This is a genomic window from Niameybacter sp. (genome assembly GCF_036655075.1).
Lineage (GTDB): Bacteria > Bacillota > Clostridia > Lachnospirales > Cellulosilyticaceae > Holtiella.
In genome coordinates, this window is the sequence record NZ_JAVVQU010000022.1 from 1 (window position 1) to 14,751 (window position 14,751).

15 protein-coding genes and 2 pseudogenes are annotated in these 14,751 nt (G+C 37.9%); 15 read left to right on the plus strand and 2 right to left on the minus strand.

Features of this window, described 5'->3' with window-relative positions; all coding sequences use genetic code 11:
- The first annotated feature begins 86 nt into the window (after window positions 1-86).
- Entirely contained in the window at window positions 87-617 is a 531-nt protein-coding gene (locus tag RRY75_RS07605) for a hypothetical protein (RefSeq protein WP_332527427.1), read from the plus strand.
- 109 nt (window positions 618-726) lie between these two features.
- On the opposite strand, the gene RRY75_RS07610 is transcribed toward RRY75_RS07605, so the two are convergent.
- On the minus strand, window positions 727-1,680 hold the full coding sequence (locus RRY75_RS07610; RefSeq protein WP_332527426.1) for a Gfo/Idh/MocA family protein: 954 nt from the start codon (window positions 1,678-1,680) through the stop codon (window positions 727-729).
- A gap of 270 nt (window positions 1,681-1,950) precedes the next feature.
- On the opposite strand from RRY75_RS07610, the gene RRY75_RS07615 reads away from it, so the two are divergent.
- The 7 genes and pseudogenes from RRY75_RS07615 (at window position 1,951) to RRY75_RS07640 (ending at window position 7,193) form a co-directional block, all read left to right on the plus strand.
- The gene (locus RRY75_RS07615) at window positions 1,951-2,409 is read left to right on the plus strand and encodes a ferritin-like domain-containing protein (RefSeq protein WP_332493434.1); all 459 of its coding nucleotides are present in this window, start codon (window positions 1,951-1,953) and stop codon (window positions 2,407-2,409) included.
- Window positions 2,410-2,605: 196 nt separating this feature from the next.
- A complete protein-coding gene (locus RRY75_RS07620; RefSeq protein WP_332493435.1) occupies window positions 2,606-3,073 on the plus strand; it encodes a sigma-70 family RNA polymerase sigma factor in 468 nt (155 codons plus the stop codon).
- A 2-nt stretch (window positions 3,074-3,075) separates the two neighbouring features.
- Entirely contained in the window at window positions 3,076-4,464 is a 1,389-nt protein-coding gene (locus RRY75_RS07625) for a DUF4179 domain-containing protein (protein WP_332527425.1), read from the plus strand.
- 61 nt (window positions 4,465-4,525) lie between these two features.
- Window positions 4,526-4,720 carry a hypothetical protein gene (locus RRY75_RS07630; protein ID WP_332493437.1) on the plus strand — a complete coding sequence of 65 codons (195 nt, stop codon included), beginning with the start codon at window positions 4,526-4,528 and terminating at the stop codon, window positions 4,718-4,720.
- A 176-nt stretch (window positions 4,721-4,896) separates the two neighbouring features.
- Window positions 4,897-5,400 carry a peptide-methionine (S)-S-oxide reductase MsrA gene (gene msrA / locus RRY75_RS07635; RefSeq protein ID WP_442935406.1) on the plus strand — a complete coding sequence of 168 codons (504 nt, stop codon included), beginning with the start codon at window positions 4,897-4,899 and terminating at the stop codon, window positions 5,398-5,400.
- Window positions 5,352-5,591: pseudogene (locus tag RRY75_RS14270) on the plus strand (peptide-methionine (R)-S-oxide reductase); the annotation flags it as partial. The gene msrA and the pseudogene RRY75_RS14270, both read left to right, overlap by 49 nt.
- A 117-nt stretch (window positions 5,592-5,708) precedes the next feature.
- Entirely contained in the window at window positions 5,709-7,193 is a 1,485-nt protein-coding gene (locus tag RRY75_RS07640; RefSeq protein WP_332493438.1) for a CorA family divalent cation transporter, read from the plus strand.
- Here RRY75_RS07640 and pepF read toward each other — a convergent pair.
- Window positions 7,190-8,989 (minus strand): oligoendopeptidase F, encoded by a 1,800-nt coding sequence (pepF, locus tag RRY75_RS07645; RefSeq protein ID WP_332493439.1) that lies wholly within the window; start codon window positions 8,987-8,989, stop codon window positions 7,190-7,192. The two genes, RRY75_RS07640 and pepF, sit on opposite strands and share 4 nt — an antisense overlap.
- Before the next feature lie 140 nt (window positions 8,990-9,129).
- On the opposite strand from pepF, the gene RRY75_RS07650 reads away from it, so the two are divergent.
- The 7 genes and pseudogenes from RRY75_RS07650 to RRY75_RS07680 form a co-directional block, all read left to right on the plus strand.
- Window positions 9,130-9,930, plus strand: coding sequence for a M55 family metallopeptidase (locus tag RRY75_RS07650; protein ID WP_332493440.1), 801 nt, complete (start codon window positions 9,130-9,132; stop codon window positions 9,928-9,930).
- A gap of 55 nt (window positions 9,931-9,985) precedes the next feature.
- A complete protein-coding gene (gene cbiB / locus RRY75_RS07655) occupies window positions 9,986-10,963 on the plus strand; it encodes an adenosylcobinamide-phosphate synthase CbiB (RefSeq protein ID WP_332493441.1) in 978 nt (325 codons plus the stop codon).
- Window positions 10,964-11,004: 41 nt separating this feature from the next.
- Window positions 11,005-12,072 (plus strand): threonine-phosphate decarboxylase CobD, encoded by a 1,068-nt coding sequence (cobD, locus tag RRY75_RS07660; RefSeq protein ID WP_332493442.1) that lies wholly within the window; start codon window positions 11,005-11,007, stop codon window positions 12,070-12,072.
- A 19-nt stretch (window positions 12,073-12,091) separates the two neighbouring features.
- On the plus strand, window positions 12,092-12,667 hold the full coding sequence (locus RRY75_RS07665; RefSeq protein ID WP_332493443.1) for a histidine phosphatase family protein: 576 nt from the start codon (window positions 12,092-12,094) through the stop codon (window positions 12,665-12,667).
- A gap of 30 nt (window positions 12,668-12,697) precedes the next feature.
- Window positions 12,698-13,450: an adenosylcobinamide-GDP ribazoletransferase gene (cobS, locus tag RRY75_RS07670; protein ID WP_332493444.1), complete on the plus strand. Its 753-nt coding sequence runs from the start codon at window positions 12,698-12,700 to the stop codon at window positions 13,448-13,450.
- Window positions 13,447-14,529, plus strand: a complete 1,083-nt coding sequence (cobT, locus tag RRY75_RS07675; protein ID WP_332527422.1) for a nicotinate-nucleotide--dimethylbenzimidazole phosphoribosyltransferase — start codon at window positions 13,447-13,449, stop codon at window positions 14,527-14,529. Before cobS ends, cobT begins: the two co-directional genes overlap by 4 nt.
- A 33-nt stretch (window positions 14,530-14,562) precedes the next feature.
- Window positions 14,563-14,751, plus strand: a pseudogene (locus RRY75_RS07680) (hypothetical protein); the annotation flags it as partial.

The following is a 14,751-nucleotide window of genomic DNA, read 5'->3' on the forward strand; positions in this document are numbered from 1 at the left end:
TATTTGGAGATATGGAGATTAACATAGACATTTTGAAGGAGATTGTTTCACTGTATTAATGAGCGGATACCAGGAGGAAGTGAAAGATGAAACAGAGCAAGATACTACTAGCTGTAGTAAGTATTTGTATTATAAGTATTTTTACCTTTTTAATAGCTTGGGGCAATGGAAGTATTGGTGTTTCAAGTAATAGAATAGAGGAAGATGCTAGGAAAAGCCAAAAGATCGATGAAAACTGGAAGGTAGCAAAAGATGTGACGGATGAAATGGGAATATTAATGTTTTATGATACAAACGTTGATAAGCAAGTTTTTTCGGTGTATACAACAGGAGACCCTCTTACCTATGGATATATCTTTAAATCAGGGGGAACTTTGGGCATTGAGAAATCGCAGATACAAGGATTTTCTTACGAAGGTAAAGGGATGGCTTTAGTATCTATGAATGGCAAGGGGATTGAAGCCATTAAGGTGAAGAAGGGGACAGAGGTAGAAACCATTCAAGTTGTTCCAAATGAACCTTTTGCAGTGATTATTCCCACTTATGTTGAGGAAGTGGTAGGTTTATACAATTCCAAGGGAGAAAGTATTGCCATAGACAATATTAGAGTGAACTAAGGAGGCAAAGATGTGTAATATGGGAGAGACTAAGGTGAATATATGAAAAATAATAGAAGCTTCTACATCTCTAGGTATGAATCCGATAGATGTAGAAGCTTTTATTAACTTATTTTGTGCCTAGACATTGGTCAAAAATAGCAGCACATTGGATGGTAGCATCATGTGGCATGATACTACTTTCTAGCTGGCCATTACGTAAGCAATCTACAACTTCTTGAACTTGGTATCTAAAGCCATTGGTGGTAGGCGCTACAAAATGTTCCACTTGTTCATACTGATTATAAAGCATACATTCACTTGCATAATGTGCATTCGGAATAACAATATAGCCTTTAGTGCCGTAGATTTTTAGCTCTGTCCCACAATAGATAGATATAGCAGCTTGTAAATTGGCGATACATGACTCAAAGCGTATAGAGATATTATCTACTTTATCTACATCTGTATGGGCACGAGTCACCATACTTTGAATCTCTTGAATTTCTTGGTCTACTAAATAGGTCATAAGTTCTATGGCATAAACGCCAATGTCGTACATAGCACCACCTGCAAGGTGGGGATTTAATATACGTCCCTTTGGATCTTCGTCTGCCTTAAACCCAATAATATTGTGAGCCAGTTCTAGGTCGCCTATTGCACCTTCTTGAATCCAGGATTTTGCTTTTTGAATAGCAGGTAGAAATCTTGACCACATAGCTTCCATAACGAATAAACCTTCTTGTTTTGCTGCTGCAAAGACAGTACGTGCCTCTTGCTCTGTAAGTACAAAACATTTTTCACACAGGATAGCTTTGTGATGGGCAATACAGAGCATGGCATTTTCAAAGTGGAAGTTATGGGTAGTTGCAATATACACAACATCAATATCCTCCAAGCTAAGCATAGCTTCATAGTTGTCATACCAGTGAGGAAGATTATTTGCCTCGGCAAATGTTTGAGATTTGCCAGGAGTCTTGCTGGCTACAGCAATAACTTCAGCGTCATCTACTAATTGCACTGCGTTACAAAAGGTATGGGCAATATGGCCAGCCCCTATAATGCCGAATCTAATAGGTTTCATGTTTTAAAACACCTCTCTTTTTTATTTTTTAATCAAAACTTTTCTATTAATAGTGTTGCAAAGTACTAAAAATAAACTGTTTTAGTATGTAAATAAATTAATATCATAGTACAAGTCTATAGAATTACTTTGAGGAATTCAATAAAAAGTATATTTTTTATAAAAATAATGAATCAAATATCTTTTGTTTAAAAGCCTAAGAGGACATATAAATAGGAAAATTGGTTATCTTAATACTGAAATGAATATTTTAGTGTGAGGTGACTCGTTATGGTATTAACTGAAAAAGAAAAAACTACGATTAAGGATTTACAAACACAAGAAGAGCTATGTATTGAAAAATACGGTAAGTATGCAAATGAAGCAACAGATTCAGTTCTTAAAGCATTGTTTAGCACAATTCAACAAGAAGAACAAAAACATTATCAATCTCTTGGAGAAGTGTTAAATGGACAAGTGCCAAGTTGTGACTGTAATGATAGTAAAGGCAAAATGTATACACCTACAGCAAGTTATGGACAAGGTGTAGAATCAGATGCTAAAAAACATGATTGTTTCCTAGCTTCTGACTGTATAGGAACTGAAAAAATGGTTTCTGGTGAATATAATTCAGATGTATTTGTTTTTGGAAATTCAGATGTGCGTAAATTATTAGCAGACATCCAAATCGAAGAACAAAATCATGCTGAAATGCTTTACAAATATAAAGTAGCAAATGGTATGGCATAAGCCTTTTATCATTTTAAAAAGAAGTAGAGTGCAAAGTTTTCAATCAATTTGCACTCTACTTCTTTTTTGTTTCTATTGCTATAATTAAGAGGACAAAATCACCTATACTAAAATAAAAGGAATTTACTGCAATCAAAATTTGAGTTTGGGTTATCTAATAGATAGAAGAGTAAGTTGACTAGAGGGAGTGTCGTATATGGACAAAAAGGAATTTGCCCAAAGAGTGGAAGGGCTGAAAAAACAGCTTTACAAAATAGCCTACTTGTATCTAGGTAGCGAAGCAAGTGCTTTAGAAGCTGTGGATGAAGCTGTATATAAAGGGCTTAAGGCAATGAAGCAGTTGAGAGAGCCAGAATATTTTAATACATGGATGACACGTATTTTGATTAATGAATGTAAAAGAGAGTTGAAGCACATGTCTAAATTAACATCTATAGAAACATCACACTTAGAAAAAGAGGCCTATGATTATGATGCTTTACCATTGAAAGAAGCCATTGCCAAGTTACCAGTTCAGCTAAGAGAGGTTGTTATCTTGAGATATTTTTCAGGTTATACATTATCTGAGGTGGCAGAAACTTTAGACATGCCACAAGGAACAGTTGTCACGAGGCAGAGGCGAGCGTTGCAGTTACTGAAGTTAGAATTAAGAGAGGAGGCATGAAAATGGAAAGGAAGGAAGAATATAATCAGTTGATGGAGGAACTAGAAAATACCCCGATACAGCTTGAATATACAATGCAGCGGGTAGAAGCAAGAAGAAGGGAACGCTATTTTAAAAGGTTTTTTGCAATTCCTATGAGTACTTGTTTGATGGTGCTAATAGCCTTTACAATGCTTGTCAATTGTGTACCTGTGTTTGCTTATACTTGTGGCAACATACCTATCGTGAAGGCATTAGCAAAATTAGTAGCTTTTTCACCTTCCCTTTCGGCAGCTGTCGAGAACAAGTACGTACAGCCTATTGAACAAGTGCAAACTTTGAATGGGATTACAGCCAAGATTGAATATGTGATTGTAGACCAAAAACAACTGAATATTATCTATTCGCTGGACTCTGCAGTGTATACAGCTATGGATGCAACCCCTTGTATTACGTCTACAGATGGGGAAGAGCTAGGTGGATATGGTATTTCAAGTGGAAATTCCGACAAGGCTAATGGAGCGCTGAACTATATAACCGTGGATTTTGTGGATGTAGATATGCCAAGTAGCCTCAATTTTACATTAAAAGTGCATGATAATGGGAGCGCTATAAAAGAATCATTTGTGAAAGAAGATATGTTTTCAAGAGAGAACGTATTTAAAGCCCCACAGGATATAAGTACCTTTACATTTAAGTTAGAATTTAATCCTTATTACACTGCCCAGGGGGAGACTATCCAAATTAATCAGCCCTTTAAGTTGGATGGGGAAGATCTTATTTTAGAGCAGGCAGAGATTTATCCTACTCATATGAGTCTCACCTTTGAGGATGTGGAAAGCAATACAGCCTGGATTAGGAGCTTAGAATTTTATATTGAAAATGAAAAAGGTAAAAAGTTTGATAAGATAGCCAATGGTATTTCGGCAACAGGTAAGATCGATTCACCAATGATGGCTTCACATCGCCTAGAAAGTAGTTTTTTCACAGAAAGTAAGGCATTGACTATGTATATTACAGGAGTGGAATGGCTAGATAAAGATAGGCAAAAAATTAAATTAGATTTAAAAAATGTTAAAGCAGAAGGCTTACCAGATAATGTAGTATTTGAACAAGCACAAAGGAAAGAAAAAGGGTGGCTTTTAACTTTTGGAGGGCAGGAGTATGAAGAAGACGTGTCTTATCAAATATGGCAAAGTAACTATTATGATGAGGATGGGAAAGAATATTATTTTAATAGTTGGTCAAGTGGAATGAGCGGATACTGGGACGAAGAGAAATATATAGAAACACCAGGGGTGTTCCATGTAGAAATTCCACTTGTAGATTATCCTTATGACACGGTGTACATGACACCTAACTTTACCCGTAATGTAAAACTTGATGAACCTGTGGTAATAACAATCAAATAGTATGAACCACAGTGCCACAAGAAAAGTGAAAGAGAAAAGATAACAAGGGAGGAGGTGTAGAATGAACAAAATAGAAAAAGGCTTAAAAAAATGTATGTACTGTCATCAGTCTATCGAAGGCAATCCATACAATCATAAAGTGGGCTACTTTTGCTCAGAAAAACATTTTGATAAGTATTGTGATACTTTGTCTAAAGAAGAACTAGCACTCTTGATGCATAGTATTTGTCCGTGTAGTGACGATGGAGAAGCCTAGCAACCTAAAAGATAGTAAGCCCAAATAAAATGTGCTTACTATCTTTTTTTTATACAGTATATAGGACTATATATAGGGAAAACTAAATAAAGTTATGTATGTACTAGATATAAAAAGGAAGTGATGTAATGAGTCAAGTGAAGCAAGCAACTTTTGCAGGAGGATGTTTTTGGTGTATGGTGAAACCTTTTGATGAATATCCTGGTGTTATTCAAATTGAATCGGGCTATACTGGTGGGCACGTGCCTCATCCAACTTATGAACAAGTATGTAGCCATCATACAGGACACTTAGAGGCTGTGCAAATTACTTATGATGAGGATATTCTGCCTTATAGAGAATTGGTAGAAATCTTTTTTAGAAGTATAGACCCAACAGATGAGGGGGGTCAATTTCATGATAGAGGGGAGTCCTATCAAACAGCTATTTTCTATCATGATGAGACGCAAAAGCAAGTAGCCTTAGACTATAAGGAGGAGCTAGAAGGCTCAGGTATATTTGAGAAGCCTATTGTAGTGCCTGTTATACCTGCTACGACATTTTATCCTGCAGAGGAAAACCATCAAAATTATTATAAGAAAAATACTTTTCATTATAATAGGTATTACAAAGGCTCTGGGCGTAAAGATTTTTTGCAAAGCCTATTGTGCCAAGTAGTGTGTATGAAAAGGAAGACATAACCCATGGCATGCATCGTGTTGAAATCAGAAGTAGCAATGCCAATAGTCATTTGGGACACGTATTTGAGGATGGTCCAAGGGAATTAGGTGGACTAAGATACTGCATTAATTCTGCAGCACTAAGATTCGTACCTAAAGAAAAAATGAAAGAGGAAGGCTATGGGGCATACTTACAGTTGTTAGACCATTAAAGGACTAAGACATTGCATTAAAGGATGTAACAGATATTGAGAAGTGGTTAAATTTCTATGCATAGGGAAAATAAAAGCGCATAAGACTATAAAAAAGAAAATGATGGGTGATGGGGTATGTCAAAAGGTGTAATAAGTACCCATGTGTATTTACTGCCCTTTGCATGGGAGCTGAAAAATAAGCATGGGCGTGGCACATTGGAACAACATAAGCAAATGGACCATCCTATGTTAAGTACATTGGACTCTTGGGTGGAATCTGTATTTGAGATGAAAAATGAAAGTGACTACAACGAGTATGTGTACTTTTATAAGCCAGCCATTCAAATGCTGTATCATATTGGACAGCAGCAGTTAGTACGGATTTATGAAAAAAAGGGTCTAGACCATACGAGTAAGCTAACCTTGACTGTAGAACATAAAGCGTATGACTTAAAGCTTAAGCGTATTGAGCTCAGATTGTATAAAAGTGGAATAGGTATTTTGACGTTATACTGTGAGAATTACGAAGCCAAAACGCCAGAAGCGATAATGGCCATTAATAGTATAAGTAAGAGTGTCTACCCTTATATGCTCCCCTTAAGGGCAGCACACAAAGACCTGTTTCCAGAAAAAGTAACAATTTGCTTAAATGCCCATGAGATCATTACAGAAACATTCTCAGAAGATTATAGAGAGCAGCCATTATGCATGACTTCTATGATGCGACAGCTTTTTGGCAAAAGTTTTGTATTTGATTATAAACTTCTAGAACGCAATAAACTTTTTGTAGAACCGCTTTTAGGAAATAGGATGTTTGTCCTGTGTGTGTACAACAATCCTTACTTTCTAACGCAAATTAAAAATCAAGAAATCTCCAAAACATTTTTAAATAGTTTTATCTTGTTTAGCAGAAGAGAAAAATTGCGAGAAGGTGAGAGTTACTTAGATTTGCCTAAAGTGGTTTATGGTATGAGCCGATTTTCTCTAGTGTGTGTCACTGCAAGTAATAAGGAGACCAAGTTGTACAATCATATTGTGCTACTAGCATTGGCACAAAAGGCATCACTTCTGCACTTTGGTAATCAAATTGCTAGGATTGCAGAGTTACCTAAAGTAGAATTGGTGCAAGCCATAGAAGATCTATACGAAGTATACATCCAGTTTATTAGCCAGATGCACTTTAACGAAGTGACGGTAGATGTGCAGGGCAGTTATATCTATAATGAACTCTTGCGACAACTGATGATTGAGAAGGAAATCAAAGCACTGGATTTTGAAATGCAAGAGATACACGAGTATGCCGCACTTATTGACCAAGCCCAATCTAAAGGTAAGATGGACTTTTTGACCGTTGTGGGAACAGCTTTGGTAATTCCAACGTTTGTAACAGGATTTTTTGGGATGAATATTATGGAAGACATGTTTATGGATTGGTGGCAACATAAAGAAATTATCCTATGGTTCAATAGTTATGCCTTGCTTCCAGTAGGCGTTATGCTCTTGGTGTATAGTTTATGGAATAAAAAAAGCAGAAAGTCCAGAGTTCTCCGGAGCATTCTGCTCATTTTCATTTTAATAAGTATAGGGGTCTTGCTGAAATGGGGGTGTGGCATTGGTTAAAGGGTTTTCATTTCTGCAATGAGACCTTCAAATACTTTAAGTGCAGCTTCAATTGGAGCTGGTGAGCTCATATCTACACCAGCAATTTTGAGTAAGTCAATTGGGTCTTGACTAGAACCACCACTTAAGAAGGCTTTGTAGCGTTTAACGGCTGCTTCGCCTTCTTTTAAGATGCCCTGTGAAAGGGCAATGGCTGCAGAGTAGCCTGTTGCATATTGATATACATAAAATGGTGTGTAGAAGTGAGGAATACGAGCCCATTCTAATGCAATGAGTTCATCTACATGCATAGCATCTCCGTGATATTTTTTCACTAAGTTGTAGTAAGTGTCACAAAGCACTTGGTTTGTAAGTGTAGCACCTTCGGTATGAAGCGTGTAAATAGATTTTTCAAATTCTGCAAACATGGTTTGGCGGAAGAGTGTGCTTCTAAATTGTTCCATAAAGTAGTTTACTAAGTACTTGTGGAAGTCTGGGTCTGTTGTTGTTTTGAGAAGGTATTGCATAAGCAAAGCTTCGTTGACTGTAGAGGCTACTTCGGCTACAAAGATGCAGTAGTTAGCATATGGATAAGGTTGGGTGTGTGAAGAAAGGTAGCTATGCATGGCATGACCCATCTCATGTGCTAAAGTGAAGAGGTTGTCTACATTGTTAGAATAGTTCATAAGGACATAAGGATGTGGTGCACCAAAACAACCCCATGAATAAGCACCGCTACGTTTGCCTTCATTTTCGTATTTATCCACCCAACGGTTGTCAAAAGCTTCTTTAACTTGTGCCACATAGTCCTCTCCAAGAGGTTTTAAAGATTCTAAGACAATGCTGCATGCCTCATCAAAAGAAATTTCTTTTTTGAAGTCATTGACAAGGGGAACAAACAGGTCATGCATATGAAGTGTGTCTACACCAAGACGTTCTTTTCTAAAGGACATATAGTCATGCATAAGATTTAAATGATGGTCTACAGTGGTAATGAGGTTGTCGTAGACTTGGGTTGGAATATTGTTAGCACTAAGTGCACAAGCAACAGGGGATGCAAAGTTACGAATGCGTGAAATAAGGCTATAGCCTGTAACATTGGCAGAAAAGTTGGTTGCAAGTGTGTTTTTGAAGCTATTATAAGTGTTGTACATCCCTTCAAAAGCAGCTTGGCGTACAGTACGGTCATGACTTTCTAATAGGCTTGTGTAGCTCCCGTGCGTAATACGTATTTCTTCGCCTTTTTCGTTGGTGATGACAGGAAACTTAACATCAGCGTTGTTGAACATGGCAAAGGTGTTGATTGGGGCATTGGTCACTTCACCAAATTGGGAGAGTAAGTCCTCCGTTTTAGCATCTAAAATGTGTGCTTTTTGGCGTAAGACTTCTTCAATAACACGTCTGTAAAGTGCAAGTTCGGGGCATTCACTGATGAAGGTATCTAATTGCTCTAAGGTTAAAGTACTCATCTCAGGGCTGATAAAAGAGGTCACTGTTTCAAGGTCTATCATCAATTTTTCGCTTTGACTAGATAAGTCTTGATAGAAGCTGTTGCCACCATCTTGATGAAGACGCATATGACAGTAGACATATATTTTCTCAACGATAACAGAAACATGGTCAGATCTTTTTAGTACTTCATATAAGTTAGAAGCACTTGAAATCACTTGGTTTTGATAAGCTTTGAAACTTTCTAAGGATCCCTTCACAGTAGAGAGGCTTGCTTGTACATCAGCATCGCTTGCAAAGATATCTTCTAGGCACCATGTATCTTGTAGTGCAACTTGATCACGAGTAGGAATAGTTTTTGTGGACATAATATAACCCTTTCTGTCTGTTTTTTGAATTTTACCGTTTTATTATACTACTTTTTTTCCTAAAACATAACAGATAAATAGAAATAATAGATAAGCTTTGGTATACTATAGTTAAATATTAAAATATAGGGAGGTTAGCTATGCGTATATTTATTACAGCAGATATTGAAGGAATTACAGGAATTTCAAATTGGAAGTTAGCAGACGACACACCACCGCAAGAGGCACGTGAACGTATGACAGGGGAAGTAGTAGCAGCCTGTAAAGGTGCTATGGCAGCAGGTGCCTTAGATTTTGTTATTAAAGACGCACATGGAAATGGCTATAATCTTATACAAGAACAACTACCTAAAAATGCAAAGCTTATGTCAGGTTGGAGTAATCATCCTTATAATATGGTAGAAGGACTAGATGATACCTTTGATGGTATTGTTTTTATTGGTTATCATAGTAATGGCCTTGCGAATACCTCACCTTTATCTCATACACTTTTTCCAAAGATGATTCGAGGGATTTACTTAAATGACGAACCAGCAAGTGAATTTACCTTGTATGCTTACGTCGCTTACTTACTTAGTGTACCTATTATTGCAGTCACAGGAGATGGGGGGCTGATTCGTACAGTGGGCGAATTTGATCCAACGATTAAGACAGTAGCAGTACAAGAAGGCTTTGGAGGTGGTATGGTCAGTATTCACCCAGAACTTGCCAAAGAACGTATTGAAAATGCAGTCAAACAAAGTCTTAGTGAACTCAAAACAGTAGGTTGGAGTAGTAATGTATCTATTCCAGAGGTCTTTAACTTAAAAGTTGTCTTTAATCGCCATGAAGATGCCTATAAATACTCTTTCTATCCAAATGCTAGACAAATTGATGAGTTTACCATTTCGTATACAACAGATAACTATATGGACCTTTTAACTTTATTGCTTTTCATGTAAAATAAAGTAAATCCCAAAAGATGACAAGAATGTAGACAAGATAGAAAGGATTTATATGGAATCAATTATTTTAATTACAGTATGTGGTTTTTTGCTAGACCTTATACTAGGAGACCCTCATCATTGGCCCCATCCCGTTAGAGCTATTGGGACAATGATTTCAAAAGGGGAGCAGTATGTCAGAACACATTTGCCAAAGACAAAAAAAGGAGAACGCCTAGGAGGAAGCCTACTTGTAGTAGGTGTTGTAGGCATTACATTTCTTGTAACCTATACAGTTATTACGCTTGCACAGGGTGTGCATCCTTTACTTGGACTACTTATAGAAGTTATTTTAGCATATCAACTTTTAGCTACAAAAAGCTTAAAAGATGAAAGTATGAAAGTCTATGAAGCCCTCAAAAAACATGATTTAGAAGGGGCAAGATATGCAGTAAGTATGATTGTAGGAAGAGATACCGCTTCATTAGATGAACAAGGTGTAGCCAAAGCAGCTATAGAAACCGTGGCAGAAAATACTTCAGATGGGATTATTGGACCACTGTTTTACTTAGTACTAGGTGGTGTTCCAGTAGCTTATATGTATAAGGCGATTAATACACTTGACTCTATGATTGGCTATCAAAACGCAAAATACCAATACTTCGGAACGGTAGGGGCAAAACTAGACGATGTAGTCAACTACATACCTGCACGCATCAGTGGTTATCTTATGATTTTAGCCAGTGGTCTATGCAGTATGAATCTTAAAAATGCCTATACGATTTATAAAAGAGACCGATATAATCACAAAAGCCCTAACAGTGCGCACACTGAAGCGGCCTGTGCAGGTGCTCTAGAGATTCAACTAGCAGGAGATGCCTACTACTTTGGAAAAAGACATGCCAAACCTACCATTGGTGACCCTATCCGCCCAGTAGAAACGGAGGACATCAGAAGAACCAATCACCTTATGTATGCAACTTGTATATTAGGACTCATCTTCTTTGTCACGATCAGAGCACTCGTCCTTTGGATGCTGGGTATACTATAGGAATCAATTCAAGGAGCATAGCAAAATAGAAGGAGTAAACAATGACATTAATACATGGTGGCGACATCTTCACGCTCGCCCAAAAACTTGAATGTAACGAACAAGAAATAATAGACTTCTCAGTGAATATTAATCCTTTAGGTCTTACGCCAAGTGTGCGCCAAGCGCTTATTGAAAATGTGGACTTAGCTATTCAGTACCCAGACCCACTTTGTAGAAAGCTAACAGAGGCTATAGCCAAACACTATGACTTAGAAGCTTCAAGCATTCTTTGTGGCAATGGTGCAGCAGACCTTATTTTTCGCCTAGCTTATGTATGTAAGCCGAAAAGGGCACTTGTGTTAGCACCAACTTTTGCAGAATATGCGCTTGCCCTTAAGCAAGTAGGTACAAAGGTAGAGCAGTATCTTTTAAAAGAAGAGAATAACTTCAATGTAGAAGAAGATTTTCTAGAATACTTAACCCAAGACTTAGATATGGTATGGCTTTGTAACCCTAACAATCCAACGGGGCAGCTTATCCCTAAGTCTTTTTTGCTGAAAGTACTTGAACGTTGTGAAGCTTTAGACATTAAGCTTATTGTAGATGAATGTTTTATGGACTTTGTAGAAGTGCCTAGCGGTTATAGCTTGTTGCAAGAACTAGGAAACTACAAGTGTTTAGTCATTTTAAAGGCATTTACAAAATTTTATGCCATGGCAGGACTTAGACTAGGCTATGGTTGCTTTGGCGATACTGGGCTTAAGCAAGCTGTACAAGAAGCAGCTCAGCCTTGGTCTGTATCAGGACTTGCACAGTTAGCAGGGGTTGTAGCCTTAGAAGATGTAGCTTATGCCAAGGCAACTCAAGTACTTATTCGCAACGAATATCTTTATATAGAAGAAAATCTAACCCGACTTGGGTTTTTGTGTTATCCTTCTGAAGCCGACTATGTGTTGTTTAAGTCACCAATCGCACAGCTAAAAGAAAAGTTGATGGAAAAGGGGATACTGATTCGACATTGTGCCAATTATGAAGGTTTGAGTGAAACTCATTACCGTATTGGTATTAAAGACCATGCCAAAAATCAAGTTTTAATACAGGCACTAGGTGAACTTTCCACTAGATGAGATATAAGGAGTGAGAATGATGAAAATATATTGGGTCAGACATGGTAAAACTGAACAAAATGAAAAAAATAACTATTATGGTAAAATAGATGTCAGACTTACCCGTGAAGGTGTAGAAGAAATTAAAGCTATTCAAACAAACTTCAATGACTGTATCAACATCTATTGTAGCCCAGCGGCAAGAGCCATTGAGTCTGCAGGATTACTCTTTAGAGATGTATATTTTAAAGTAGATGCAAGGCTTTTAGAACGTAATATGGGTGTATTTGAAGGTATGAGCTACCATGAAATTGGTAAATATTATCCGAAAGAGCGCATAGAATGGGATAATGATTGGCAACAGTATGTCATCCCAGAGGGTGAAAGTGCTAGCATGCAGTATAAGCGTGTGGTAAGTTTTATTAAAGAACTAGAAGCAGCAGACCAAGATGCCATTGTAGTATGTCATGCAGGGACCATTCGTATGGCTTTAAGCTATATGTTTGGGGGTAACTTAGATATGTTTTGGAAGTTTAAAATACATACAGGGATAGTGGTAGCAACTTGTTATGAACAGGACTTTTGGTATATGGACTTATCCAGGGAAAGCTACTAAAGCGTATCACATAAAGAAAGAGTTGAAATGATGAAAAAATTAAAGCAATGGATTTTAGCTATGCAATTCTTAACCCGTATTCCTATTACAAAGGAGAGTATGCCAGCAGAACCTAGTGACTTTAAAGGTGCCATGTGCTTTTTTACGTTTATTGGGCTTATTATAGGGATATGGACTTGGCTGATTTTTCAGCTTGGGGCTTTTGTAGACCCACTCTTAGGTGCACTTTTAGCTGCAATTGCTGGGATTTGGATTACAGGCGGTATTCACTTAGATGGATTAAGTGATGTGTTTGATGGCTTTGGAGCTAATAGAGATGCCAAACGTACCCTTGAGATTATGAAAGATAGTCGTGTGGGTGCTTTTGGTGTGCTGGCACTTCTTATAGACTTTGCATATCATCTTATTGGTTTTTACCTTTTAAAAGACCATCCTGCCTTCATTATATGGGTGCCTGTAAGTGCTAAGTTTGCCATTTGTGTAATTTGTAGTATTGGAAAAAATGTATCACAAGGGATGGGCTCCCTTTGGATTGAAAACATTAGCCAAGCAGGACTATTTGTAAACTTAGTCCTTTTTATAGGTGTCGGCATAGGGGTTATCCCATGGACACAGGCACTTATAGGATTAGGCATAGTCTTTGGCACGGTTATTCTTCTTAATAAAAAGTTTGGACATAAGTTAGGGGGGCTCAATGGTGATTGCCTAGGTGCAACCCATCAGCTCATAGAATGGGTGATGCTCACCTATCTTATTATTATAAGTCGGGGGTTGATTGGATGAAAAGAGAACGGGTACAACTTGAACAATATATCAAAGAGATTGAACCTTTAAACTTAGAAGTGGCAAAAAAGATGGAAGCGTATATGGATGGGCTTACTAAACCTGTAGGGTCTTTAGGTAAATTAGAACAGCTTGTTAGTCAGTTAGCAGGTGTTGCAGGGACTATGGAAGTACAGACTAAACCACGTGTCACAGTGATTATGTGCAGTGATAATGGGGTGTGTGACCAAGAGGTGAGTAGTTGTCCTCAAGAAGTGACAGCAACGGTAACCTACAATTTTACCAGAGGCATTACAGGGGTAAATAAGCTAAGTGAGTTTGCAGGGGCTGATATACACATTGTAGATATCGGCGTCAAAGCAGACTTTAACCATCCGCTTATTCATAACCGTAAGGTAGCCTATGGGACAAAAGACATGAGTTTAGCACCTGCTATGACCTACGAAGAAGCATTAGAAGCTATTTGGGTAGGTATAGAAGAGACGAGCCAACTTGTAAAAGCAGGCTACCAAGTCTTTGGAACAGGTGAGATGGGTATTGGAAACACCACCACATCAGCGGCAGTAACTGCAGTCCTTTTAGGGTTAGAGGTGGAAGAGGTGACAGGTAAAGGTGCAGGTGCCAAAGATGAGGTATATGCTAATAAAGTTGGCGCGATTAAAAAAGCCTTTGCTTTACACCACCCCAATGCAGGAGATCCTGTGGATGTGTTAGCCAAAGTAGGGGGACTAGATCTATGTGGACTAGTTGGTGTGTATTTAGCAGCAGCCCATGCTAGGAAAGTGGTTATCATAGATGGCTTTATTGCAGCAGCAGCGGCATTGGTAGCGTACAAACTTTGTCCAGAAGTAAAAGATTATATGGTTGCATCCCATCTCTCGAAAGAAGTAGGGATGCAACGTTTACTTAAAGAGATAGGTCTTGAGGCACATTTCAATTTAGAGATGCGACTAGGTGAAGGCAGTGGCTGCCCTATTTTATATAACCTAATGGATATGGCGACACATACTTTATTAGGTATGGGCACTTTTGAAGAGGCAGGCGTAGATAAAAGCAATTACATGCATATTTGGAAATAGACTAGTAAGGATGACTAGAAGGAGACAGCACAGATGAGACATAAGGAAGAAAACAATCAAGAGATAGGTTACATACTGAAAAAGGCCGTAAGTGTAGAAGGTGTGCTTTGCCTCATTTTCACCTTTGGGGGCCTTTTTTTACTTAGTCAAAAGATGGGTGTAGCAAATATGTTTAATACTATACTCAATACAGCTTATGATCTTTTAATGGGGACAGTATTT

What these genes read in the sequence shown, in the direction of transcription:
- RRY75_RS07605 (WP_332527427.1), top strand. Translation starts at nt 87, where the DNA reads ATGAAACAGAGCAAGATACTACTAGCTGTAGTAAGTATTTGTATTATA.
- RRY75_RS07610 (WP_332527426.1), bottom strand. Translation starts at nt 1,680, where the DNA reads ATGAAACCTATTAGATTCGGCATTATAGGGGCTGGCCATATTGCCCAT.
- RRY75_RS07615 (WP_332493434.1), top strand. Translation starts at nt 1,951, where the DNA reads ATGGTATTAACTGAAAAAGAAAAAACTACGATTAAGGATTTACAAACA.
- RRY75_RS07620 (WP_332493435.1), top strand. Translation starts at nt 2,606, where the DNA reads ATGGACAAAAAGGAATTTGCCCAAAGAGTGGAAGGGCTGAAAAAACAG.
- RRY75_RS07625 (WP_332527425.1), top strand. Translation starts at nt 3,076, where the DNA reads ATGGAAAGGAAGGAAGAATATAATCAGTTGATGGAGGAACTAGAAAAT.
- RRY75_RS07630 (WP_332493437.1), top strand. Translation starts at nt 4,526, where the DNA reads ATGAACAAAATAGAAAAAGGCTTAAAAAAATGTATGTACTGTCATCAG.
- msrA (WP_442935406.1), top strand. Translation starts at nt 4,897, where the DNA reads ATGGTGAAACCTTTTGATGAATATCCTGGTGTTATTCAAATTGAATCG.
- RRY75_RS07640 (WP_332493438.1), top strand. Translation starts at nt 5,709, where the DNA reads ATGTCAAAAGGTGTAATAAGTACCCATGTGTATTTACTGCCCTTTGCA.
- pepF (WP_332493439.1), bottom strand. Translation starts at nt 8,989, where the DNA reads ATGTCCACAAAAACTATTCCTACTCGTGATCAAGTTGCACTACAAGAT.
- RRY75_RS07650 (WP_332493440.1), top strand. Translation starts at nt 9,130, where the DNA reads ATGCGTATATTTATTACAGCAGATATTGAAGGAATTACAGGAATTTCA.
- cbiB (WP_332493441.1), top strand. Translation starts at nt 9,986, where the DNA reads ATGGAATCAATTATTTTAATTACAGTATGTGGTTTTTTGCTAGACCTT.
- cobD (WP_332493442.1), top strand. Translation starts at nt 11,005, where the DNA reads ATGACATTAATACATGGTGGCGACATCTTCACGCTCGCCCAAAAACTT.
- RRY75_RS07665 (WP_332493443.1), top strand. Translation starts at nt 12,092, where the DNA reads ATGAAAATATATTGGGTCAGACATGGTAAAACTGAACAAAATGAAAAA.
- cobS (WP_332493444.1), top strand. Translation starts at nt 12,698, where the DNA reads ATGAAAAAATTAAAGCAATGGATTTTAGCTATGCAATTCTTAACCCGT.
- cobT (WP_332527422.1), top strand. Translation starts at nt 13,447, where the DNA reads ATGAAAAGAGAACGGGTACAACTTGAACAATATATCAAAGAGATTGAA.